This is a genomic window from Dactylosporangium sp. NPDC000555, assembly GCF_040300025.1.
In the GTDB taxonomy this organism is placed as follows: domain Bacteria; phylum Actinomycetota; class Actinomycetes; order Mycobacteriales; family Micromonosporaceae; genus Dactylosporangium.
The window spans coordinates 105,801-128,214 of the sequence record NZ_JBEPDB010000007.1 but is presented as its reverse complement, the minus strand read 5'-3'; the positions used below and the strand labels follow the sequence as shown (position 1 = coordinate 128,214).

22 protein-coding genes are annotated in these 22,414 nt (G+C 70.7%); 16 read left to right on the top strand and 6 right to left on the bottom strand.

Annotated elements, in window-relative coordinates; all coding sequences use genetic code 11:
• Nucleotides 1-24 precede the first annotated feature (24 nt).
• The 3 genes from ABT297_RS07490 to ABT297_RS07480 all read right to left on the bottom strand — a co-directional run bounded on the left by ABT297_RS07490 (nucleotide 25) and on the right by ABT297_RS07480 (nucleotide 2,094).
• Entirely contained in the window at nucleotides 25-534 is a 510-nt protein-coding gene (locus ABT297_RS07490) for an SRPBCC domain-containing protein (RefSeq protein ID WP_350545788.1), read from the bottom strand.
• Between the two features lie 38 nt (nucleotides 535-572).
• The gene (locus ABT297_RS07485; RefSeq protein ID WP_350545859.1) at nucleotides 573-893 is read right to left on the bottom strand and encodes an ArsR/SmtB family transcription factor; all 321 of its coding nucleotides are present in this window, start codon (nucleotides 891-893) and stop codon (nucleotides 573-575) included.
• A gap of 262 nt (nucleotides 894-1,155) precedes the next feature.
• Complete coding sequence (locus ABT297_RS07480) at nucleotides 1,156-2,094, bottom strand: LysR family transcriptional regulator (RefSeq protein WP_350545786.1); 939 nt, start codon at nucleotides 2,092-2,094, stop codon at nucleotides 1,156-1,158.
• A 353-nt stretch (nucleotides 2,095-2,447) separates the two neighbouring features.
• Here ABT297_RS07480 and ABT297_RS07475 point away from each other — a divergent pair, with 353 nt between their 5' ends.
• The 11 genes from ABT297_RS07475 to ABT297_RS07425 all read left to right on the top strand — a co-directional run bounded on the left by ABT297_RS07475 (nucleotide 2,448) and on the right by ABT297_RS07425 (nucleotide 12,512).
• Nucleotides 2,448-3,620, top strand: a complete 1,173-nt coding sequence (locus tag ABT297_RS07475; RefSeq protein WP_350545785.1) for an SfnB family sulfur acquisition oxidoreductase — start codon at nucleotides 2,448-2,450, stop codon at nucleotides 3,618-3,620.
• Nucleotides 3,621-3,631: 11 nt separating this feature from the next.
• Nucleotides 3,632-4,807 (top strand): LLM class flavin-dependent oxidoreductase, encoded by a 1,176-nt coding sequence (locus ABT297_RS07470; RefSeq protein WP_350545783.1) that lies wholly within the window; start codon nucleotides 3,632-3,634, stop codon nucleotides 4,805-4,807.
• A gap of 63 nt (nucleotides 4,808-4,870) precedes the next feature.
• Complete coding sequence (locus tag ABT297_RS07465; protein ID WP_350545856.1) at nucleotides 4,871-6,064, top strand: NtaA/DmoA family FMN-dependent monooxygenase; 1,194 nt, start codon at nucleotides 4,871-4,873, stop codon at nucleotides 6,062-6,064.
• Nucleotides 6,061-7,260 (top strand): acyl-CoA dehydrogenase family protein, encoded by a 1,200-nt coding sequence (locus ABT297_RS07460; protein ID WP_350545782.1) that lies wholly within the window; start codon nucleotides 6,061-6,063, stop codon nucleotides 7,258-7,260. Before ABT297_RS07465 ends, ABT297_RS07460 begins: the two co-directional genes overlap by 4 nt.
• Nucleotides 7,257-8,468: an acyl-CoA dehydrogenase family protein gene (locus ABT297_RS07455; protein ID WP_350545780.1), complete on the top strand. Its 1,212-nt coding sequence runs from the start codon at nucleotides 7,257-7,259 to the stop codon at nucleotides 8,466-8,468. Before ABT297_RS07460 ends, ABT297_RS07455 begins: the two co-directional genes overlap by 4 nt.
• A gap of 142 nt (nucleotides 8,469-8,610) precedes the next feature.
• Nucleotides 8,611-8,976, top strand: coding sequence for a sigma-70 family RNA polymerase sigma factor family protein (locus ABT297_RS07450; protein WP_350545779.1), 366 nt, complete (start codon nucleotides 8,611-8,613; stop codon nucleotides 8,974-8,976).
• A 69-nt stretch (nucleotides 8,977-9,045) separates the two neighbouring features.
• Nucleotides 9,046-9,999 carry an SDR family oxidoreductase gene (locus tag ABT297_RS07445; RefSeq protein ID WP_350545777.1) on the top strand — a complete coding sequence of 318 codons (954 nt, stop codon included), beginning with the start codon at nucleotides 9,046-9,048 and terminating at the stop codon, nucleotides 9,997-9,999.
• 20 nt (nucleotides 10,000-10,019) lie between these two features.
• Entirely contained in the window at nucleotides 10,020-10,865 is an 846-nt protein-coding gene (locus ABT297_RS07440; RefSeq protein ID WP_350545776.1) for a helix-turn-helix transcriptional regulator, read from the top strand.
• Nucleotides 10,866-10,895: 30 nt separating this feature from the next.
• Nucleotides 10,896-11,099, top strand: coding sequence for a hypothetical protein (locus tag ABT297_RS07435; protein ID WP_350545774.1), 204 nt, complete (start codon nucleotides 10,896-10,898; stop codon nucleotides 11,097-11,099).
• Between the two features lie 45 nt (nucleotides 11,100-11,144).
• The gene (locus ABT297_RS07430) at nucleotides 11,145-12,020 is read left to right on the top strand and encodes a sigma-70 family RNA polymerase sigma factor (RefSeq protein WP_350545773.1); all 876 of its coding nucleotides are present in this window, start codon (nucleotides 11,145-11,147) and stop codon (nucleotides 12,018-12,020) included.
• Between the two features lie 84 nt (nucleotides 12,021-12,104).
• Complete coding sequence (locus ABT297_RS07425; protein ID WP_350545770.1) at nucleotides 12,105-12,512, top strand: nitroreductase family deazaflavin-dependent oxidoreductase; 408 nt, start codon at nucleotides 12,105-12,107, stop codon at nucleotides 12,510-12,512.
• 249 nt (nucleotides 12,513-12,761) lie between these two features.
• On the opposite strand, the gene ABT297_RS07420 is transcribed toward ABT297_RS07425, so the two are convergent.
• The 3 genes from ABT297_RS07420 to ABT297_RS07410 form a co-directional block, all read right to left on the bottom strand.
• Nucleotides 12,762-13,262 carry a carboxymuconolactone decarboxylase family protein gene (locus ABT297_RS07420; RefSeq protein WP_350545768.1) on the bottom strand — a complete coding sequence of 167 codons (501 nt, stop codon included), beginning with the start codon at nucleotides 13,260-13,262 and terminating at the stop codon, nucleotides 12,762-12,764.
• Nucleotides 13,263-13,354: 92 nt separating this feature from the next.
• A complete protein-coding gene (locus ABT297_RS07415) occupies nucleotides 13,355-15,238 on the bottom strand; it encodes an ABC transporter ATP-binding protein (protein WP_502885517.1) in 1,884 nt (627 codons plus the stop codon).
• A gap of 182 nt (nucleotides 15,239-15,420) precedes the next feature.
• Complete coding sequence (locus ABT297_RS07410) at nucleotides 15,421-16,761, bottom strand: PLP-dependent cysteine synthase family protein (protein ID WP_350545765.1); 1,341 nt, start codon at nucleotides 16,759-16,761, stop codon at nucleotides 15,421-15,423.
• Nucleotides 16,762-16,991: 230 nt separating this feature from the next.
• Between ABT297_RS07410 and ABT297_RS07405 the strand changes: the two genes are divergently transcribed.
• Genes ABT297_RS07405 through ABT297_RS07385 form a run of 5 tightly spaced genes read left to right on the top strand, consistent with a single transcriptional unit; the run spans nucleotide 16,992 to nucleotide 22,414 of the window.
• Complete coding sequence (locus tag ABT297_RS07405) at nucleotides 16,992-18,167, top strand: ABC transporter substrate-binding protein (RefSeq protein ID WP_350545763.1); 1,176 nt, start codon at nucleotides 16,992-16,994, stop codon at nucleotides 18,165-18,167.
• 7 nt (nucleotides 18,168-18,174) lie between these two features.
• A complete protein-coding gene (locus tag ABT297_RS07400) occupies nucleotides 18,175-19,266 on the top strand; it encodes an ABC transporter permease (RefSeq protein ID WP_350545762.1) in 1,092 nt (363 codons plus the stop codon).
• The gene (locus ABT297_RS07395) at nucleotides 19,260-20,060 is read left to right on the top strand and encodes an ABC transporter ATP-binding protein (protein ID WP_350545760.1); all 801 of its coding nucleotides are present in this window, start codon (nucleotides 19,260-19,262) and stop codon (nucleotides 20,058-20,060) included. Before ABT297_RS07400 ends, ABT297_RS07395 begins: the two co-directional genes overlap by 7 nt.
• A gap of 21 nt (nucleotides 20,061-20,081) precedes the next feature.
• Nucleotides 20,082-20,732 carry a YcnI family copper-binding membrane protein gene (locus ABT297_RS07390; protein ID WP_350545758.1) on the top strand — a complete coding sequence of 217 codons (651 nt, stop codon included), beginning with the start codon at nucleotides 20,082-20,084 and terminating at the stop codon, nucleotides 20,730-20,732.
• Nucleotides 20,729-22,414 (top strand): copper resistance CopC/CopD family protein, encoded by a 1,686-nt coding sequence (locus tag ABT297_RS07385; protein ID WP_350545757.1) that lies wholly within the window; start codon nucleotides 20,729-20,731, stop codon nucleotides 22,412-22,414. Before ABT297_RS07390 ends, ABT297_RS07385 begins: the two co-directional genes overlap by 4 nt.

Below are 22,414 nucleotides of genomic sequence, written 5' to 3'. Positions count from 1 at the left end.
CCGCGGCTCGACCTTACCGGATCATCATTGGCCGGCACGCAGAGTCGCCGCGAACTGCCGTCCCGGCGTCGGATCGACCCCGAAGCGCTCGGCGTAGCGCTCGTGAATGTTCTCCCACGGCTCGTGTGCCTGCTCCTCGGAGAGGTACTCGCCGGCGAGGTGGGGCTCGAGCCGCGAGAGGTAGGTCTCCCAGCCGGTTGCGGTCTGAGCTGCGAACGCGCGGTCGTCGATGACGTGGGTGAAGACCAACCGGCAGCCGTCTCCGTGCGCGGCCAGCTCGAAGCTGTACAGCTGGCCGGCGTAGGTCCAAGCCAGGCGGTGGGGTGGATTCACCTCAGTCACCTCGCCGGTCGCGCCGGCGGCCTCGAAGGTCTCGCCTTTCGCCGGTGTCCAGTCGGCGGCGGCGGGAAACCAGCGCTCGAGCTCCGTGGGCACGCTGACCGCCCGCCATACACGCTCGACCGAGTGGGCGAACGTGCGTTCGAAGCGCAGCGCCGGTCGGCCGTCGAACGTCTCCAGGGTGCCGTGGATCATCGGTTCTCCTCCGGGTGTCGTTTTCAGTGTTTTGTCGGTCATGGGTTCTCCTCCAGGTGTTGTTCGAGAGTGTCGAGGCGCCTCGACCACAACGCGCGGTAGGGCTTCAGCCACCGGTCGACCTCGGCGAGCAGTTCTGGACGCAGCGCGTACAGGCGCCACTTGCCCTCGCGGCTCATCTCGACCAGACCTGCGGCCTGCAGAACGTCGAGGTGCTGCGAGATCGCCTGCCGCGAAGAGCCAAGCCCATGCTTGGTCGCCAGCCGCGAGCAGATCTCAAGGAGCGCCTGCCCGTTCCGGTCGGTCAGCTCGTCGAGGATCGCGCGGCGCGTGGGATCGGCCAACGCCTTGAAGACCATTTCCACACTCCAGAACGTTATGCAAGCAAACACTTGCCTGTCAACTCGGCTGTAGCGATGAGGACTGGCCGCGGCCACCGATCGCCCGGGTCCCACTCGCCCGCGCGCCACTTTGGCGACCCGTTCGAACGGAAGATCGCCTGGCGAAGCCCCCTCTGGATGTGGAAGCGCACCATCGAAAACCGCTCATGGGTCTTCTGGCGGGCCGAGGCCCACAACGGCGTCAACCTGGTCCCGGTTCGGCCTCCGTCCTTGCGTTGGTCTATGGCAGCTCGGAGCGTTCGGTAACCGGGGCGGTGGGATCGCGGAACCGCGCCGACTGCTCGACGAGGGCGCGATGGAGTTCGCGGACCGCGTCGGGCATACGGGGTGCGCGGCGGCTCTGCAGCAGCAGCCGGACCTTGCCGTCGGGGGCGTCGAGGGGGCGGGTGGTGATCGCGCCGTAGCGCTCCAGGGGGTCGCCGATGATGCTGTAGTCGGGCAGCACGGTGACGCCGAGCCCTTCGGCGACCATGAGCTTGCCCATCTCCGCGCCGTCGGTGGAGTAGCTGGAGGGCGGGATTCTGCCGCCGAAGAGGCGGTGGACGTACCGGTGCATCAGATAGCCCGCCCGCATGAGGATGAGGGGCCCGGTCAACAGATCCTCAGGGGCGAGCGACGTCCGCTTGGCCAGCGGACTGCCGGTGGCGACGCAGGCGACGATCCTGCCGTGCAGCAGCACCGTGCTGTCCAGGTCGTGCGCGGGATCATCGCCGTCCAGGACGTTGACCAGACCGAGGTCGAGGGATCCTTCGAGCAGGAGCCGGTGGATGTCGGCCTGCTGGGCCGGGAGTACCTCCACACGGGTCTCGGGATGGTGCCGCACGAAGGATTGGAGTGCCGGGGCGAGGAGTGAGACCGTGGCGGCGTTGACCGTCCCGAGCCGGACCATGACCTTGCTCTGGTGTTGCTGGTCGGCGGCTCGCAGCAGCCGGTCGACCGATTCCAGGACTCCCGTGATGTAGGGCAGCAGGTCCCGCCCGTCGGCGCTGAGACTGGCTCCGGACCGCCGGCGGTCGAGCAGCTGTACCGACAGCTCGCGTTCCAGGTTGCGGATGGTCTCGCTGAGCGCCGGCTGGGAGACGTGAAGCTCGAGCGCCGCCTGGCGGAGCGATCCGAGCCGGGTGACCGCCGCCAGGTACTCGAGCTGTTCGATCCGCACGGTGAGCGCCTCCAGGGTTCAAGGGTTTGCCTATCGGTCTGCCGTCAACACCGATTTGACGACGCGAGAGATTCGGCCAATACTCGACTATATCCATCAGCTTAGTAGGAAAGCTCCTTGGCTGGTAGAGGGGCTAATCGCACGAAGAAGTGCACGACGTGATCACGGTGGGTGGCGTCTGTCGGCACAGCGCGGTGTCCGCCTGCCGTACGGCGGTATGTCGGTTTGCACGATCACGACCTGTCACCCGAGCGCCTGGAGTCCGCCATGACAGATTCCCCTGTACCGCCGATGTCGCCGGCGCGCCGGCTCCCGCCGCCGGTGTTGCGTCGTGGCGCCTTCCGGAGGCGGCGGTGACGACCGGGGGCGACGCGGTTCAGATCGCCGAGCGGTTTGCCGCCGGCCTCGCCGAGGGCGCCGCCGAGCGCGACCGTGACCGGGTCCTGCCGCACGCGGAGATCGGCCGTATGTCGGCGGCGGGCCTGTTCGCCCTGACCGTGCCGCACCGCTTCGGCGGCCCCGATGTCGGCGTCCCGTCCCTGGTGGAGGTCTTCCGGCTGATCGCCGAGGCGGACCCGAGCATCGCGCAGATCCCGCACAGCCACTACGTCTTCCTGGAGGCGTTGCGCCTGCAGGGCGCCGAGGCCCAGCAGCGCCGGTTCTTCGGCGAAGTGCTGGCCGGCCGCCGGTTCGCCAACGCACAGTCCGAACGCGGGAGCCGGACCGTCACCGAGGACGCCACCACACTGACCCCCGACGGGGCCGGCGGCTACGTCCTTGACGGCGAGAAGTTCTACGCCACCGGCTCGCTGTTCGCCGACTGGCTCGCCGTGCGGGCGGTGCTGCCCGGCGCCGAGGGAGCCAAGGCGGTCGCGTTCGTACCCGCCGGTGCCGCCGGTGTCACGATCGCGGACGACTGGGACGGCCTGGGCCAGCGCACCACCGGCAGCGGCACTGTGCGACTGGCGGCCGTCAGCGTTCCCGGCGACGCCGTCGTGCCGTACACGCCGATCTTCGACCGGCCCACGTCCTACGGCGCGTTCGCGCAGGTCTTGCACGCCGCGCTGGACGCCGGGATCGCCCGTGCCGCGCTCACCGCCGCGGTCGAGCACGTCAAGCGGGCCCGTCCCTGGTTCGAGAGCGGTGCCGACCGGGCCGCCGGCGACCCGCTGCTGGTCCAGCAGGCGGGCGAGGTCGAGATCGCCGTGCGCGCCGCCGAGGCGCTGCTGCGCGAGGCGGCGCACGCCGTGGACGCCGCCCGCACCGATCCGACCGAGGACTCCACCACCCAGGCGTCGGTCGCGACGGCCGTCGCCAAGGTCGCCACCGCTCGCGCCGCGGTGGACGCGTCCTCGGCCCTGTTCGAGCTCGCCGGGACCCGCTCGGCGTCGGATGCCCTCAACCTTTCGCGTTTCTGGCGCGACGCACGCACGCACACGCTGCACGATCCGGGCCGCTGGAAGGTCCAGCACGTCGGCCGCTGGCTGCTGGACCGGACCCGACCGCCCCGGCACGGCCTACTCTGAGGGGAACGACCATGAGCCTGAAATTCCACTGGTTCCTGCCGACGTACGGCGACTCCCGCTTCATCGTCGGCGGCGGCCACGGCAGCAAGGCCGGCACCGCGGCCAGCGACCGCAGGGCGAGCGTCGGGTACCTGTCCTCGATCGCCCGCGCCGCCGAGGAATTCGGCTTCCTCGGCGCGCTCACCCCGACCGGGGCGTGGTGCGAGGACGCCTGGCTGACCACGGCGATGCTCGCCCGCGAATCCGAGCGGCTCGCCTTCCTGGTGGCCTTCCGGCCCGGCTTGGTCAGCCCGACCCTGGCCGCTCAGATGGCCGCGACGTTCGCCGCCCACGCGCCGGGCCGGCTCCTGCTCAACGTGGTGACCGGTGGCGAGGCACACGAGCAGCGTGCCTACGGCGACCATCTGTCCAAGGACGAACGCTACGAACGTACGGCGGACTTCTTGACGATCGTGCGGCGGCTCTGGCGCGGCGAGACCGTCACCTACGAGGGACGGCACCTGCACGTCGAGGAGGCCACCCTGCCGTCCCTGCCGGACCCGGTGCCGCCGCTGTACTTCGGCGGGTCGTCCGCCGCGGCCGGTCCGGTCGCCGCCGAGCACGCCGACGTCTACCTCACCTGGGGCGAGCCGCTCGACGCGGTCGCCGAGAAGCTCGCCTGGATTCGGCGACTGGCGGCGGAGCGCGGACGGACACTCCGGTTCGGCATCCGGCTCCACGTCATCACCCGCGACACCGCCGAAGAGGCGTGGGGCCGCGCGAGCGCGCTGCTCGATGCCCTCGGCGACGACGTCGTCGCCGGCGCGCAGCGCAACCTCGCCCGCAGCGAGTCGACGGGCCAGGCGCGGATGACCGCGCTGCACGCCGACCTGGCGAACGACCGAGGGTGGCGCGACGTCCACGCCCTCGAGGTGGCCCCGAACCTGTGGGCCGGGGTCGGCCTGGTGCGGGGCGGGGCGGGCACGGCCCTGGTCGGCAGCCACACCGAGGTCGCCGACCGGATCGCCGAATACGCCGCCCTCGGCATCGACGAGTTCATCCTGTCCGGATATCCGCACCTGGAGGAGCTGTTCTGGTTCGGGGAGGGGGTCCTGCCGCTGCTGCGCCGGCGCGGACTGTTCGACGGGCCGGCCGCCGGGTCCGGCGCCGCCGGGCACGTTCCCTTCCTCCCCGCCGCTCACCGCTGAGCGGCGCACGCCTTCGGTACGGAGTCAGCACCCTGGCGCCGGCCGACGCCCGGGCCGAAAGGAATCCTGTCCGGACTGTACGGTCCCGGCGACGGCGACTACGAGGTCTACACGCGGGAAGGGCTGCAGATCCCCAGCAACGACCCCGCGGTCCTGCTGCCGGCCCTGTCGGTCAACACCGAACACCTCGGCCTCGCGTACACCAGCAGCGTCCTGCAGGCCCCGCCGTTCACGTTCGCCCGCCAGATCTCCACCCTCGACCACATCTCCCACGGACGCGTGGCATGGAACATCGTCACCGGCACCCAGGAGAACGCCGCCCGCAACTACGGGCTGCCCCGGCTCACCCCGCACGACGAGCGGTACGCCTGGGCGGCGGAGTACGTCGACGTCGTCTACAAGCTGTGGGAGGGCTCCTGGGACGACGGCGCGCTCCTGCGCGACCGCGACCGCGGCGTGTTCGCCGACCGCTCCAAGATCCACAAGATCAAGCATCGCGGGCCGCGCTACTCCGTCGAGGGCCCACACCTGCCCTCGCCCTCACCGCAACGAACCCCGTTGCTGTTTCAGGCCGGGTCCTCGCCGGCCGGGCGGGCATTCGCCGCCACCCACGCCGAAGCGGTCTTCATCGCCGCCCCGTCACCGCAGGTCGCCGCCGAGGGCATCGTCGAGACGCGCCGACTCGCGGTGGCGGCCGGCCGCCGCCCGGACGACCTGAAGTTCTTCCAGGCGCTCTCATTCGTCATCGGCAGTACCGAAGAGGAGGCCCGCCGCAACGAGCGCGAGCTCGAGCACTACGCCAGCGCCGACGGGTACCTGGCGCACATGAACTTCGGCGTCCGAGCCGACGGCACCGTCTATCCGCCGGACACGCCCCTGTCCGAGGTCGAGACGGATGGCAGCCAGGGGATCCTGGAATGGCTGCGCCGCGGCGTCACCGACCGGGTCCCCGTGGTCGGCGACCTCGCGACGCTGCTCTCGCGCCGAGCGCGGATCGTCGGCACCCCCGAACAGATCGCCGACACCCTGCAGGAGTGGCAGGCCGCCGGCGTCGACGGGATCAACGTCGTCAACTGGCGCATCCCGGATTCCTACACCGACTTCATCGACCACGTCCTGCCGGTGCTGCGCAAACGGGGCCTCGCCCGGCACGACTACTCGCCCGGCACCCTCCGCCGCAAGCTGTTCGGCCACGACCTGATCAACGAACGACACCCGGCGGCCCGCTACCGCGGTGCCTTCAAGGAGGACCAGTGACCCGCCCCGACGAATCCTACGAGCGGCTCGCCGGCCGATTCCGGCCGATCTTCGCCAAGATCGCCGAGCGTGCGGTCACGCGGGAGCTGGACCGCGAACTCGCTCACGAGGCCGTGGGACAACTGCGCGACGCCGGGTTCGGGGCGGTACGCGTGCCGGTGCAGTACGGTGGCTCCGGCGCGTCGATCACCGACTTGTTCCGGCTGCTGGTCGAACTGGGCGAGGCCGACTCCAACCTGCCGCAGATCCTGCGCGCCCACTTCGGCATCACCGAGGAACGTCTGCACGACACCGATCCCGCCCGGCGGGAACGCTGGCTGCGCCGGATCGGCGAGGGAGCCGTCATCGGCAATGCCGTGACGGAGACCGGCGGCGGAGCGCTCGGCGCCCTGGCCACCACGATCACCGACGACGACGGCGACTGGCGCATCACCGGCGCCAAGCACTACAGCACCGGCAGCCTCTACGCCGACTGGATCGCGGTACTCGCCCGCCGAGGCGACGACGAGCAGGGCTTCGCGATGGTGCGGGCCGACGACCCGGGCCTGAGCCTCGTCGACGACTGGGACGGGTTCGGCCAGCGACTGACCGCGTCCGGCACGACCCTGCTGAACGGGGCCGCGACGCTGCCGGAGGACGTCTTCTGGTACGCCGACCGCGGTCCCAACTACATGATCGCGTTCTATCAGCTCGTTCACCTCGCGACCCTCAGCGGCATCGCCCGCGCGATCGTGCGCGATGCCGCCGCCTACGTCCGCGCGCGGCGGCGCGTGTTCAGCCACGGCAGCGGCGACACCCCTGCCGGCGACCCGCTCGTCCAGCAGGTCGTCGGACGTCTGTCGGGTCTGTCGTTCGCGGCCGAGGCCACCACGCTCGCCGCTGTCGCCCGGCTGGAGCACATCAACCGGCTGCGCGCAGACGGCGAGGTGCCGCAGACCGCCTACGACGACGCCGAGATCACCGCTTCGCGGGCCTACATCACCGTCGCCGACACCGTCCTGCGCGCGGCGAACCTGCTGTTCGAAACCGGCGGCGCGTCGGTGGTTCGCCGGTCGGAGGCCCTCGACCGGCATTGGCGCAACGCCCGCACCCTCGCCGTCCACAACCCGGTCATCTACAAGGAACGCGCCGTCGGCGACCACGTGCTCAACGGCGCTGCCCCCGGCTACTCATGGATCGTTGGAGTGAAGCATTGACCAGCATCGACCTGATTCCCGACCCCACCGCACCGGACGACCCCGAGGTCGACCGCTGGACCGCGGTCGCGGGCGAGGTCGCCGGCATCCTCCGCGAGGACGTGGTGGACCGCGATCGCGCCAACGCCGAGCCCGTCGCGGAGATCGAGCTGTTGCGCGAGCACGACCTACTCGGACTCACCATCCCTCAGTCGTTCGGCGGTCACGGCGCACCCTGGCGGGCGGCACTGCAGGTGGCACGGATCATCGCCCGCGCCGACACCTCGATCGCCCACATACTCGCCTACCACTACGGATGGCTGAGGATCATCGAGTCGTTCGGCACCGACGCCGCCCGCGACGAGCTGCGGCAGACCGCCGCCCAACGGTGGCTGTGGGCCAGCCCAGGCACATCCCGGCTCGGCCTGCCGAAGCTCATCCCCGTCGACGGCGGCCTCGTCGTCACCGGCGAGTCCGGATTCGCCACCGGCGGGCCGGTCTGCGATCGCCTGTTCACCAGGGCACTGCACAGCGACACCGGGGACCTGCACATCGTCGCGCTCGACCCGCACGCACCCGAGATCGAGTTCACCGGGACCTGGGACGTGCTCGGCCAGCGCCTCACCGCCAGCCGCGCGGTCACGCTCAACGATGTGCCGGTCCATTCCCACCTCGCCGCGTTCGGCCCGCTCGATCAGCCGCCGGCCCCGATCTGGTCGATGGCCGTGCTCAACTTCCAGCTGATCTTCAGCGTCCTCCACCTCGGAACCGCCGAAGGGGCCCTGCTGGAAGCGGCCGACTACACCCGTCAACACACCCGCCCCTGGTTCCACTCACTGGTCGAGCACGGCAACGACGAACCGTTCATCCTCCAGGCCTATGGCGACCACCTCGCCCGCGTTCAGGCCGTCTCCGCGCTCACCGAACGCGCGGACGCCGCCCTGACCAGGCTCTACTCCCTCGGGGACCAGGTGAACGCCGACCAGCGAGCGCAGGTCGCCGAGATCATCGCCGCGGCCCGCGTCAATGCGATCGATACCGGCCTGGCCGTCACCTCAGGCCTGTTCGACCTGACCGGCGCCCGCTCGACCGCCACGGCCCACGGCCTCGACCGGTTCTGGCGCAACCAGCGCACCCTCAGCCTGCACGACCCCGTCGCCTACAAGCAGCACGAACTGGGCGGATACTTCGTGAACGGCACCCGTCCGGCACCGTCCGGCTATCGGTAGACCACTCCGGAACGATCGCGACGGGTCCGCCCGGGCCGGGCTCGCCGACGTCACAAATCGGAGTGCTGCCCGGTCATAGCCGGCGAACGCGAGAGAACGGAGGACCCCGTGCGAATGATTCCGCCGCCTGCTCGATTCGAGCATGCTGCATCAGCATGACGATGTCGTGCGCAGGTTTGCCGAGGCCTGCCGGCTTGGAGACATCGTCGCGGTCCGGGCCGCCCTCGAGGCCGACGCCGTCGCCGTGTGCGACGGCGGCGGGGTGGTGCCCGCCGCGCTGGATCCCGTTCACGGCGCCGAGGACGTAGCCCGGCTGGTCGTGGTTCTGCTGTGCGGGCAACCTGACACCGAGTTGACGATCGAGGCCGTCAACGGCCGTGCCGGGTTGGCGCTGCGCCGAGCCGACCGGGCCGTGGCGGTGGCCGGCGTCGAGGTGGTCGGTGGCCGGGTCGCGGTTGTCTGGATCGTGCTGAACCCGGCGAAGTTGCGCGGCTGGCATCGCCGCTGAGCAGCCTTGTACCGGCAGGACATGGTTGCGGGTCCTGGACCGCGTCAGCGTTGAGGAAACACCGCTGACTTGGGGGTTGTTGTGAAGAACGTGTCGACGTTGCCGGTGCCCGACCTGACCGGGCGGCTGGCCGTGGTGACCGGGGCGAGCGGCGGGCTGGGTCTGGGGCTGGCCGGCCGGCTGGCTGCCGCGGGTGCCGAGGTTCTCCTCGCCGTGCGTGACGCCGGTAAGGGTGAGGCCGCGCTCGGCCGGATCCGGCGTGAGATGCCCGGCGCCCGCGTCTCGGCGCGGACGCTGGACCTGGCGTCGCTGGCCTCGGTCGCCGCCATGGCTGAGAACCTCAACACCGAGGGCCGGCCGATCAACATATTGGTCAACAACGCAGGCGTGATGGCACCCGCCACCCGGCACACCACCGCGGACGGCCTGGAACTGCAGTTCGGCACCAACTATGTGGGGCATGTCGCGCTCACCGCCCGGCTGCTGCCGCTGCTGCGCGCCGGGCGGGCGCGGGTGACGACCATCACCAGCAGCGCCGCCCGGCAGGCGAGACTGAACTGGGCGGACCCGCAAGGCGAGCGGAAGTACTCGCCGGTCCGCGCGTACGGGCAGTCCAAGCTGGCGAACCTGCTGTTCGCCCTCGAGCTCGACCGGCGCAGCAGGGCGGCCGGCTGGGGCGTCGTCAGCAACGCCGCCCACCCCGGCACCACCCTGACCGGGCTCTACGCCGCCGGCCCCAATCTGGGCCGCGACCGGCCTGCGCCGCACGAGGCGATCATGACCCGGCTGGCCCGGTGGGGCGTGCTGGTCCACGGCGTCGACCAGGGGCTGCTGCCCGTCCTGTACGCGGCCACGAGCCCGCGGGCCCAGGGCGGCCGCTTGTACGGGCCGGACGGATTCGGCCAGTTCACCGGAGGTCCGACCGAGCTGGCGGTGTACCGCTCCGCGCGCGACGAAGCCGAGGCCGCCCGGCTGTGGGACTACGGCCTCGGCCTCGCCGGCGTCGAGTTCTCGACGGTTTGATCATTTTGGGGGGATCGTCTGTGGACCGTACCCGGCTGGCCGAGTACCTGCGGACCCGCAGGGAAGCGCTGCAGCCCGAGGACGTGGGACTGCCCCGGGGGCGGCGCCGCCGCACCAGGGGCCTGCGCCGCGAGGAGGTCGCGGTGCTCAGCGACATGTCGATCGACTACTACAGCCGGCTCGAACAGCCGCGCGGTCCACACCCCTCCGAGCAGATGCTCGCCGCGCTCGCCCGCGGGCTGCGTCTCTCACTCGAGGAACGCGACCATCTCTTCCAGCTCGCGGGCTATGCGACCCCGCACCGGTCGGCGGACGTCGACCATGTCAATCCCGGCATGCTGCGCATCTTCGACGGCCTGCAGGACGCCGCCGCCCAGGTCGTCTCCCATCTCGGCGAGACCATGCTGCAGACCCGCCTCAGCGTGGCCCTGCTCGGCGACGAAAGCGTCCACGCCGGTCTGGCGCGCAGCATGCACTACCGCTGGTTCACCGACCCGGCCACCCGCCTGATCCACCCGGAGGAGGACCGCGCTGCGCAGAGCAGGGTCATCGTCGCGGACCTGCAAGGCTCGTATACCCGTGACGGCAAGACCTCCCGTGCGGCCGCCATCGTCGATGCCCTGCTCGCGATGAGCCCGGAATTCGCCTCGCTCTGGCGGGAACACCCGGTGCCCGGCCCGTACTGCGGCCCGAAGCGGTTCCACCACCCGCAGGTCGGGACGCTCGAGCTGCACTGTCAGCGACTGATCGACCCGGACCGGTCGCAGCAGCTGGTCGTGTACACGGCCTTGCCGGGCACCGAGAGCTCCGGGAAGATGCAGCTTCTGTCGGTCATCGGCGGCCAGCGAATCCAGACGGATTCCTGACGGGCCCGCACGACGGACGCCGAGCGTGAGGTGATCGGCCTCCGCAGTCTCCTCGGCGGGGTCGATGCGCTGGAAGCCGGCTCCGGACCTGGCCATCCCGACCGGGACCAGGTCGCACATTACTACCGGTTCAGGAACTCAAGCTGGGCCGGCGGTACCGGCACCATGGCGAGCGGCGCCGGATCGTCGTTCCTGCTGCCGGTCACCGCCCTCGCCGGCGCATTCGCGCCGTGACAAGCGGCTACGCTGGGAGTCGCGAACGAGCTTGGGGGAGCGGTGGTGGGCGATCTCGACGAGGCGGCGTCGATCTTCACGGGCGTGCGTCCACGCTTGTTCGGGATCGCGTACCGCATGCTCGGCAGCGCCAGCGAGGCCGAGGATCTCGTGCAGGACGTCTGGCTGCGCTGGCAGACGACCGACCGAAGCGTGGTGACCAATCCGGGCGCGTTTCTGGCGACGACCACGACGCGGCTGGCCATCAACGAGCTGCAGTCGGCCCGGGCACGCCGCGAGACGTACATCGGGCCCTGGCTGCCGGAGCCGATCGACACGAGCGCGGACCCGTTCCTGGGCGCCGAGCGTGGGGAGGCGCTGGAGCTCGCGGTCCTGATGCTGATGGAGAAGCTCACGCCGCACGAGCGGGCGGCGTACGTGCTGCGTGAGGCGTTCGACTACCCGTACACGCAGATCGCCGAGATCCTGCACTCCACCGAGCCGGCCGTCCGCCAGCTGGTCAGCCGGGCGCGCAAGCACGTCGCCGGCGAGCGGAAGATCCCGGTGCCGGAGAACGCTCAGCGGCGGCTGCTGGTGGCCTTCCTCGACGCCGCCCGCACCGGTGATCTCGACACGCTGGAAAAGCTGTTCGCAGCCGATGTGGCGAGCCTTTCCGACGGCAACGGCGCGCATCAGGTCTCCCGTAAGGCGGTCGTGGGCGCCACCCGTGTGGCGAAGTACATCGCGGCGTTCTCCACCTGGTACTGGGAGGGTGTGGACGTGCGATGGGTCACGACGAACGGGCAGACCAGCGCGGTCATGCGCCGCGGCGACACCCTGCTCGGCGTGGTCACGGTCAACGCCTCCGAGTCCGGTATCGACCAGGTGTTGTGGATGATGAATCTCGACAAGATCGCGGCATTGGCCGCTGTCGCATCGTAGACGCCTGCCCTGTTCGTTGGTGCTTGCCGCGGCCGAACTGCCAGAATTGTGATTGAGAGCCGGTACGCGGGGCGAGGAGAAGTCATGAGCGACTGGAACGACAAGATCATCGCTGAGTTTCGCGCCAACGGCGGGCAGGTGGGCGGTCAGTTCGCCGGCGCGCCGCTGCTGCTGTTGCACACGGTCGGCGCCAAGAGCGGCCGGCCTCACGTGAACCCGGTGATGTACCAGAAGGTGGACAGCGGCTACGCCGTGTTCGCGTCCAAGGCCGGTGCTCCCACCAATCCCGATTGGTACCACAACCTGCTCGCTCATCCGCGGGTTGAAGCGGAGATCGGTACGGGCAGGGTCGGGCTGGTCGCCAGGGTCGCCGTGGGGGAGGAGCGGGAACGGATCTGGAGCGCGCAGAAGGCCGCGGTTCCAGGCTTCGCCGACTACGAGCGGAACACCACCCGCCAGATCCCGGTCGTCGTGCTGGAACCTGCGCCGTAGGCGGAGACGGTTGCGAAGCACCGGTAGGCCGCTGGCGAGGTGCCCTTGTGGGGTCTCTTCCAGCGGCCTCCGGTCCGAACCGGCCGAGCCAGTTTCCCGGCAGCGGGCTCCGGCGATTGTTACGTTGCTTGCGGTCTATGCGGGCGAGGCGAAGACCACCGCTACAAACGCGGTCATCAAGACGTCGGGCAGGCCGAAGCGAACCGGTCCGTTTACGATCTCCTTCGTGGGCTCAGGGACGCCGCGGTCCTACCTCCACTGTTCGGCGGGGGACTTGCCGGGAAGCGGCTTGCCGATGAGGGCCACCGGGACGAACAAGCTGACCTGGCCGATCGCCAGAATCAGCGTGGCGAGAGCCTTCTCGTCGTAGAGTTCGGACGCACGGGCGTACAGCTCGTCGGAGACGCGCTCGCCGTCCGGGTTCGCAGTGTGGACGGCCTCGGTCAGTGCCAGCGCGACCCGCTCGGCATCGGTGAAGTACGGCGCGTCCTTCCACGACGCCACCGCGGTGATCCGTTCCTCCGACTCTCCCGCCCGGCGCAGGTTGTTGGTGTGCAGGACGGTCAGGTAGGTGTTGCCGACGATCTGCCCGGTCCGCAGATGCGTCAGGCTGATCGTGGATTGCGGCACCGAACCGTTGCCGACCGCCTTGAACAAGGCCTCGGCGATGTCGCCCAGTTCGGGGATCAGTTTCCCCGGGTTGGTCGTCCGCGACCGGGTTTGGTCGCCGGTCGTGACAGGGTCTCCCATGACGGCCCTTCCTTTCCTGATCTCAGGGTCTTCGTCGGTAGTCCTGACGGTTCGCGACCCCGGAAGGTGACCGTCGAACGGCGTGAGCTACGTCATGGCCGGCGCGCCGTGGCCGGGTGCGGGTCGGGGTCGATGCCGAGGAAGCCGCCGGACTGCCGGGACCACAGCGCGGCGTACAGGCCGTCGCGGGCGAGCAGATCGGCGTGGCTACCCTCCTCGACGATCCGGCCCGCGTCGAGGACCACGATGCGGTCCATCCGCGCGATCGTGGACAACCGATGCGCGATCGCGATGACCGTGCGGCCCGCGAGCATCTCGTCCAGCGTGTCGTGGACGGCCGCCTCGACCTCGGAGTCCAGGGCGGACGTGGCCTCGTCCAGGATGAGCACGGGCGCGTTCTTGTACAAGGCTCGAGCGAGCGCGATGCGCTGCCGCTGGCCGCCCGAGAGCGTCACGCCGCGCTCGCCGACGTGCGCGTCGTACCCCTGCCGGCCCTCGGTGTCGCGCAGCGCGGCGATGAAGTCGTCGGCCGCGGCCCGGCGTGCCGCCGCCCGGACCGCTGCCTCGTCCGCGGGTGACCTGTCGCCGGGATCTGAGACGCCATGCGCGATGTTGTCGCGCACCGAGCGATGCAGCAGCATCGTCTCCTGGGTCACTACGGCGATCTGCCGGCGCAGGCTCTCCTGGGTGACCGAGGTGATGTCCTGGCCGTCGATCTCGATCGTGCCCGCCTCCGGCTCGTGGAACCGCAGCACGAGGTTGACCAGCGTGGACTTGCCCGCGCCGGAACGCCCGACGAGTCCGACGCGCTCGCCGGGCGCGACGTCGAGCGATATCCCGTTCAGCCCGCCACCGTCCGGGCGGCCGTAGTGATGGCTGACCCCGGTGAGCCGGATGCGGCCGCCGCGCACGACGAGTGGGCCGGCGCCGGGCCGGTCGGCCACGGCCAGCGGCTGTGAGATCGTGCGCAGCGAGCGCCGCAGCGCACCGACCGCGCCGAACACCGACGACACGCCGTCGAGCAGCCATTCGGCCATCGCCGTGATCCGGAAGCTGAGCGCGAGTGCGGTGGCGATCAGGCCGATCGGCGCCGCGCCGGACTGCCACAGGACGATGCCGTAGCCGATGAGGCCGACCATGAGCAGGCTGTTGAGGGTCATCATGCCGGCGTTGATGGTCACCTCGACGCGCTGCACGTCCAGGTGGGCGCGGCGAGCGGCGGCGAGGACCCGCTGGTTCTCCCGGTCCTCGCGAGCCCGGTCGGCGAACAGTGCCATGGTGTCGACGTTCGCGTACACGTCGACGAGCAGCCCGGTCAGCGCCGAGTTGGCATGCTGCAGCCGGTCGGAGGCGTCCCGGTAGCGGGGCACGACATACGCCATGAGCGCCGCGTACAGCGCGATCCAGCCGGCCAGCGGCAGCAGCAGGCGCGGGTCGATCGAGGCCATCAGCCCGAGCGAGCCCAGGACGTACGCGGCGACGAACGCGAGCGCGTGGATGGTGTTGTAGACGGCTCCGGTGGCCGCGGTCGCGCCGTCACGCACGTACGTGGCGACACGTCCCGCCAGTTCGCCGCGGAACCAGCCGACGGACTGGCGCGACACGTACCGATGCATCCGCCACAGCGCCAGCGTCAGCGCGTTGGGCCGGAACGCGACGTCGTCGAGACCCTCGCCGACCAGCTGGACCAGCGGCCGGACGACGAGGACGAGCAGCGCGACGGTCACGAGTTCGGCGCCGTGGGACTGCCAGAGCCGCGCCGGCGACGTGGCGGCGAGCGTGTCCACCAACCGGCCGGCGTAACCGATGAGCCACACCTCGATGCCGGCACCGATGACGGTGAGCACGAGGCTTGCGGCGATCACGCCGCGCAGCGGCCTGAACGCACGGAACAGGAAGGCACGCACGCCCGATGGCGGCGTGCTCAGATCGCGTTGGTCAAACGGGTCGACGAGGTTCTCGAGCAGGCGGAACAAGCGAGACAAGGATGCTCTCCCAGGAGGACAAGAACGATCGGCTGATGGACGGAGAGGTGCCTGCGGTCCTCATCGCTTGATCTCCTGAGTGTCGTCGTTCCTTGGGCGTGGGGGAGCGTATCCAAGTCCGCCGGTCGCGGCATCCGATTTCGGTACCGCGAGGTGAGGGGACGGAAGCTGAGTCAGGCGGGCCGGGGCAGGATCGCGCGGCACCGGCCGTCGGCGAGGACCGCGAACCAGTCGCTGTCGACACGGGCGAGAGCGGCATCGACGGGTTCACCGATGCCGGCCGTCGGCAAGGCGGCTGCGATCAGGGGTGCGATCGACTCGCCTCGCAGCGAGTCGCGCCACAGCGCGCCGACGACGTCGCCGGCCGCCCGGGACGGTGCGCTCGACGAGCGGTCGAGGACGACGAGCGCCACCTCGGCGCCGGTGCGGTCGAACACCTCCCGCGCCTGGGCCACACTCGCCGTGGCCGGCACGGCGGCCGGCTCCGGCGCGTCGGCCACGAGGTCGCCGAGCACCGGCCGGGTCCGGTCACCGTCGAGGAACCCGTTGCGCAACAGCCAGTCGTCGTCGAAGTACTTGGAGAGATAGTTGCGGCCGGAGTCGGGTGCGACCACCACGACCAGGTCGTCGGGGCCGAGACCGCGGGCCACCCGCAGCGCGGCGGCCACGGCCGCACCGCCCGACGCGCCGACCAGCAGGCCCTCCCGGCGGGCGAGAGCACGGGTCGCCGCGATCGCCTCGCGGTCGCCGATCCGCTCGATCGAGTCGAGCACGTCGGTGCGGTACGACAGCGGCCAGACGTCCTCGGTCGTGTCGGGGTGCAGGTAGTGGCCGATGCTCTCGACGTAGTACGGACTTCCGTCACCGCCGCCGTAGGTCGAGTGTTCGGGGTCGGCGCCGATCACGCGCACCCGGCCGTCGCTGACGCGTTTGAGATGGGCGCCCGCACCGGAGACGGTGCCGCCGGTGCCGATGCCGGCGACGTAGTGGGTGACCCGGCCGCCGGTCTGCGCCCAGATCTCCGGGCCGGTGGTGTCCACATGCGCCTGTGGGTTCGCCGGGTTGTCGTACTGGTTGGCGAACCACGCGCCGGGCGTCTCCTCGGCGATGCGCCGCGCGATCTGGCTGACGTGTGCGGGATCCTCCCGTGCGACGCCGCCGGCGGTGACGATCACCTCGGCGCCATACGCGCGCAGCACGGCGAGCTTGTCGGTGCTGGTCTTGTCGGGCACCACGGCGATCGCCCGGTAGCCGCGCTGCGCGGCGACGATCGCGAGCCCGATGCCGGTGTTGCCCGACGTGCCCTCGACGACGATGCCGCCCGGCCGTAGCGTTCCGTCGCGCTCGGCGGCCAGCACCATGTGCAGCGCCGCGCGGTCCTTGATGCTGCCGCCCGGGCTGAGGAACTCCGCCTTGAGGTACACCGGCGTGCTGATGCCCTCGGTGACCCGGTTGAGCCGGATCAGCGGCGTGTGGCCGACCGCGTCGAGGACCGACTCGTAGACGTGTTCCATCGCGATGGTGACCTCCCGGGCCGGCTGGGCTTTCCTATCAAGGATATAGGCAAGATGGGATTTGCCCCACCCCGCCCGTGTGACGATATCGGTCCATGGCTAAATATATATTTAACAGATAGGAATAGTTGCCCTTTCGGCGCGACGCGCGCTACGGTCCAGATGTTCCGGGCCGCCACGCGGCCCGTGCAACCACAAGCGGTCCAGCGCGGCATAGAAGGTGGTCCACGATGACGGATAGCCCTCCGCAGGAACCTCAGGAACCTCAGGAACACGGGCCGGAGCAGCCGGATCCCACCCCGGTCGGTGACGCTCTCGTCGAGGCCAACGTCGACCTCGACGCACCGCAGGGCGTCTCCCGCCGGCGCTTGCTCACCGCCGCCGGTGTCGGTGCCGGTGTGCTGATCGCGGGTGGCCTCGCCGGTTGGGCCTTCGTGCGCAGCCGTGACAAGGACGCCAGCTCGGCCGACGGGCTGACCGTGACCAAGTCGTGGGCCGACCGCGAGCTCGCCATCACCACTCCCAGTGGCGTCTGCGAAGCACCGCTGGTCATCGCCTACGAGAAGGGCTTCTTCCAGCAGGCGGGTCTCAACGTCGTACTGAAGAAGACCGGCACCGACGAGGACACCACCGCGGCCGTCGGTTCGGGCAAGTACGTCGCCTCCAACGGCATCTTCTTCAACTACCTCGGCCCGATCTACAACGGGACCCCCGTCAAGCTCAGCGGTGGTCTGCACCACGGCTGCCTGGACCTCTACGTCCGCAACGACGGCTCGGTGCCCACGGTCGCCTCGCTCAAGGGCAAGAAGATCGGCGTCAGCAACCTGCAAGGCTCGGCGACCAACTTCTTCTCCCTCGACCTGCTCGACGTCGGCATCAACTCCAGCCCGTCCGCCAAGCAGGTCGAGTGGGTCGTCATCGAGCAGGCCCTGCTGCCCCAGGCGCTGAAGGACGGCAAGGTGGACGCCATCGCGACGGGCGGCGGCTTCCTGCCGATCATTCAGGGCGTCCAGGAAGGCTGGGCGAAGGAGCTCTCGAACAACCGGGACATCAGCGCCAACGCCAACCAGCCCTGTTGCGCAGTGGTGCTCAACAACGAGTTCGTGAGCCAGGATCCGGTCACCGCCGGCAAGCTTGTGACCGCCTGGGTCAAGGGCTCCCGATGGGTCGGCGCCAACCTCCAGGAGACCGCCGAGATCGAGTCGAGCAAGAACTACGTCGCGGGCAAGCCCGACGAGATCCTGCAGGTGCTCAAGACGCTCACGTTCGACCCGTCGCCGAAGAACCTCCGCGAGTCCCTGCAGCCGGGCATCGCGAAGTACGTCAAGACGGGCTTCCTGCCGGCCGGCGTGGACGCCCAGGCGCTGGCCGACAAGGCGTTCGTCGACCTCGGCCTGAACTTCTGAGACGACCGTGGCCGCCGACACCACCACTGCCGCCCCGGCCCCGCTCAAGGCCGAGGCGACCGTCCAGGGCGCGGTCCGCATCCATGCCGCCCTGGAGAAGGTCACCAACCCGGCTCGGGTCAACCCGATCCTCATCGGCGCCGGCATCCTCGCCTGGATCGTCTTCTCCGTCGTCGCGACAGTGGTGCCCAACAGCGACAAGCTGCCGATGCGCGACACCCAGTCGATCCGGGCGACCACGACCTTCACCGTCATCGCCGGCCTCGTCGTGGCCGCGGTGTGGGTGGCGATCTGGGCCCTGACGGCCGCGCGCGGGCGCACGGGCGCCTGGGCCGTCGACCGGGTGTCGCACGGCGCCGCCTGGCTGTTCGGCTCGGGCATCTGGGTGCTCTTCTGGGAGATCTCGACGGCCAAGACGGTCGTGCTGGCGCCGCCGTACTTCGCCGCTCCCCAGCAGATTGTCGACCGGATGTGGGCCGACCGGGGGATCCTGTCCGAGAGCCTCGGCAACTCGCTCCTGCTGCTCGCCTGCGGCTACGCCGTCGGGCTGGTCGCCGGCCTGCTCACCGGTGTGGTGATCGGGTGGTTCCAGGCGGCCAACTACTGGGTGCACCCGATCCTGGTGTTCCTCGGCCCCGTGCCGTCGCTGGCCTGGGTGCCGATCATCTTCGTGCTCTTCCCGACGGCGTACTCCGGCGCGGTGTTCCTGATCGCGCTCAGCGTGTGGTTCCCGATCACGGTGCTGACCCGGGCCGGGATCCTCAGCGTCCCGCGCTCGTACTTCGACGTCGCGCAGACCCTGGGGGCGCGCAACTGGTTCCTGGTGCTGCGGGTCAGCCTTCCGGCGGCGCTGCCGAGCATCTTCACCGGCGCGTTCATGGCTCTCGGCGTGTCGTTCGTGACCCTCACGGTCGCGGAGAACTTCGGCGTCAACTCCGGCCTGGGCTGGTATCTCAACTGGAAGAAGGGCTGGGGCGACTTCCCCGCGGTGTACGCCGGCATCGTCGTGCTCGTGATCGTCTGCGGGATTCTGCTCACCCTGCTGTTCCGCGCCCGCAACTGGGTGCTGCGCTGGGAGAAGGAGCTGACCAGATGGTGAGTGCGGGCACCGGTTCCGCGATCGACATCGTCCACGTGACCCAGGCTTTTCGCAGCGGTGGCCGGGACCTGCCGGTGCTCGACGACGTCTCGCTCTCGGTCGAGCCGGGCGAGTTCGTCGCCCTGATCGGTCCGAGCGGGAGCGGCAAGTCCACCCTCATTCGGTTGCTGGCCGGGCTCGACAAGCCGCTGTTCGGCACCGTGAACGTCGGCGGCCGCCGCGTCAGCGGCCCCGATCCGAGCCGGGCGCTGGTCTTCCAGGATCCGACGCTGCTGCCGTGGCGCACCGTGCGCGGCAACGTGTCGATCGGCCCGCAGGCGCGCGGGCTGTCCACCCGGGAGTCCCGGCACCGGGTCGACGAGTCGCTCGGACTTGTCGGCCTCACCGAGTTCGCCGACGCCTGGCCGTCCCAGCTGTCCGGCGGCATGGCGCAACGGGCCGCGCTCGCCCGCGCACTGGTCAATGACCCGTCGGTGCTGTTGCTGGACGAGCCGCTCGGCAAGCTCGACGCGCTCACCCGCCGGGCGTTGCAGAACGAGCTGCAGCGGCTGTGGCGAAGCCGCGGGTTCACCGCCGTGCTGATCACCCACGACGTGAGTGAGGCGCTGACCCTCGCCGACCGGGTGGTCGTCTTCTCGCCGCGCCCGGCCCGGGTCCGGCAGGTGATCGAGGTCGGCCTCGACCGTCCACGGGACCAGTCCGACGGCGCGTTCGTCGCGCTCCGGGAACGGATCCTGGGACTGTTGGACGAAGAGGCGACGACATCGCCCGACGAGCTCGCGCCCGCCCGCTGACCGTCTACAAGGGAACGATCGATGTACAGGTTCGTCTTTGTCGTGTCCGCCGTCCTCGTCCTGACGCTCGGGCTCGCGACGCCGGTCGGCGCCCACGTCACGGTGTCCGCATCGTCGACGCAGCCCGGCTCCTGGGCGACCCTGACGTTCAAGGTGCCGACCGAGTCCGACACGGCCGGCACGACGGGCCTCACGGTACAACTGCCCACGGACACCCCGTTCACGTCGGTACTGACCCAGGCCGTCGCCGGGTGGACGGTCAAGACGTACCGGACGCCGCTGCCGACGCCGCTGACCGACGGCGACGGCGACACCATCACGTCGGCGATCACCAAGGTGGAGTGGACCGCCACCGGCGACGGCATCGGCCCCGGCCAGTTCGGAACCTTCGCGCTCGCCGTGGGGCCCTTGCCGGGCAGCGGCACCGTGTATCTGCCGGCGATCCAGCACTACTCCGACGGCACGGACGTCGACTGGGTGCAACAGGCCCAGGGCGACGCGAAGCCCGAACACCCGGCCCCCAGCATCGTGGTCGGCGCGCCGCTGCCCACCACGGTGGGCCCGTCCGCCGGACGGGACGGGTGGGGCATCGGGCTGGGCGTCACCGGGATCATACTCGCGCTGCTCGCCGGGGCAGCGGCGGGCGCCGCCCTCGCCCGAGGCCGCCGGTGACACGTGCCGCGGCGGTGCTCGCGGTCCTGCTGACCCCACTGGTCGCCGTGCTGCTGTGGGCCACCCCGGCCCAGGCCCACGCGTACGTGCTGTCCGTCGACCCCGCCCACGAGTCGCAGCTGCGGACGGCACCGTCCGCCGTGCGGGTCACGTTCAGCGAGCCGGTGACGCTGCCGTCAGCGCCCGATGCCGCGAGTGTGATCGACGAGGAAGGCCGGCGTGTCGACACCGGCCCGGCCCGGCTGGAGCCCGGCCGCCACACCCTCGTCATCGGACTCCGCGCCGGCCTCCCACATGGCGTGTACATCGTCAGCTGGTCGGTCGTCTCCGCGGACACACACCCGGTCGGCGGCTCGATCGAGTTCGGCTACGGCGTGCCCGCGACCGCGGCCTCCGCCCCGGCGGCCGGCGGCGCACCGAGCACCGGATGGGAGCTCGCGGTGGCCGCCGCCAAGGCCCTGGTGTACCTCGGACTGGTCGCCGCCCTGGGACTCGTCCCCGCGGCCCTGGTCCTGGGCGCCGACGAGCGCGAACGGCAGGTCCTGTGGCGGGCGGCCCGGATCGGCGCGGCCGTGGTCGCGGCTGGTTCGCTGCTCCAAGCCGTGGCGCAGTACCTGTGGCAGTCCTCCGCCACGCGCAGCGGGGCGAGCTGGACGGGCCTGGCCGGGTTCGCCGAAGCCTCGTACACCGCGGCGGTCTGGGTCAGGCTCGCACTGCTGGGCGCCGCGCTCCTGGTGCTGCCGCCCTGGCGCCGGCCCGCGCTCCGGCGGACCCGCTGGACGGTCGCGGGCCTGCTCGCGCTCGCCACGCTCGGCAGCGTGGTGCGCAACGGCCACGGCGGCAGCGGGGCGTGGTGGCAGTTCGCGCTGACGCTGCTGCACGTCGCCGCCATGACCGCCTGGCTGGGCGGACTCGCCACCCTTGGCTGGCTCCTGCTGCGCGGGCGCATCACCGGTGAGCGGCTGCACCGGCTACCGCTGTGGTCGGTGTACGCCGCCGTGGCGGTGGCCGTCATGCTGACCTCCGGCCTGCTGCAGTCGGTCGTCGAGGTCCGCTTTCCCGGTGCCCTGACCACCACGACGTACGGGTTCGTGCTCGTGGTGAAGGTGCTCCTCGTGAGCGGGGCGCTGGCGTTGGGCTTCACCGGCTACCGTTGGATTCGCCGGCAGATCGCCCTGGCCGGCTCCCTGGACGCCGACGCCCGCCCCGCTCCCGGGCAGACCGCCCGGCTGCGCGGACGGGTTCGCCTCGAGGCCGCTGCCGGCGCTGTCGTCGTGGTCGTGTCCGGAGTGCTCTCCTCGATCACACCGGCCGAGGCGGCGTATGCCCCGCAACTGCGGATGCGCACCGCGATCGGCCCGTTCGCCGTGACCATCGCCGTCAAGCCGTTGCGGCGCGGCCCGGAGAGCTTCCGGATCACCGTCGCCGGGCACACCGACGCCACGCCGCCGGCCGAGTCGCTGCACCTCGTGCTGAGCCAGCCCGACGGGCCGGTGCGGGCGCTCGAGGTCCGCTTCCCGTACCGGATCCCGGGTGCGATCCAGCCTGGCGTACCCACCCCGATGACGTTCTCCAGCACCTCCGTCACCGTGCCGTCCGCCGGCACCTGGACCGGCACGTTGACGGTCGTGGCCGGACGCACGCGACAGTACACGGACGCCTTCGATTTCCGGGTGTACTGA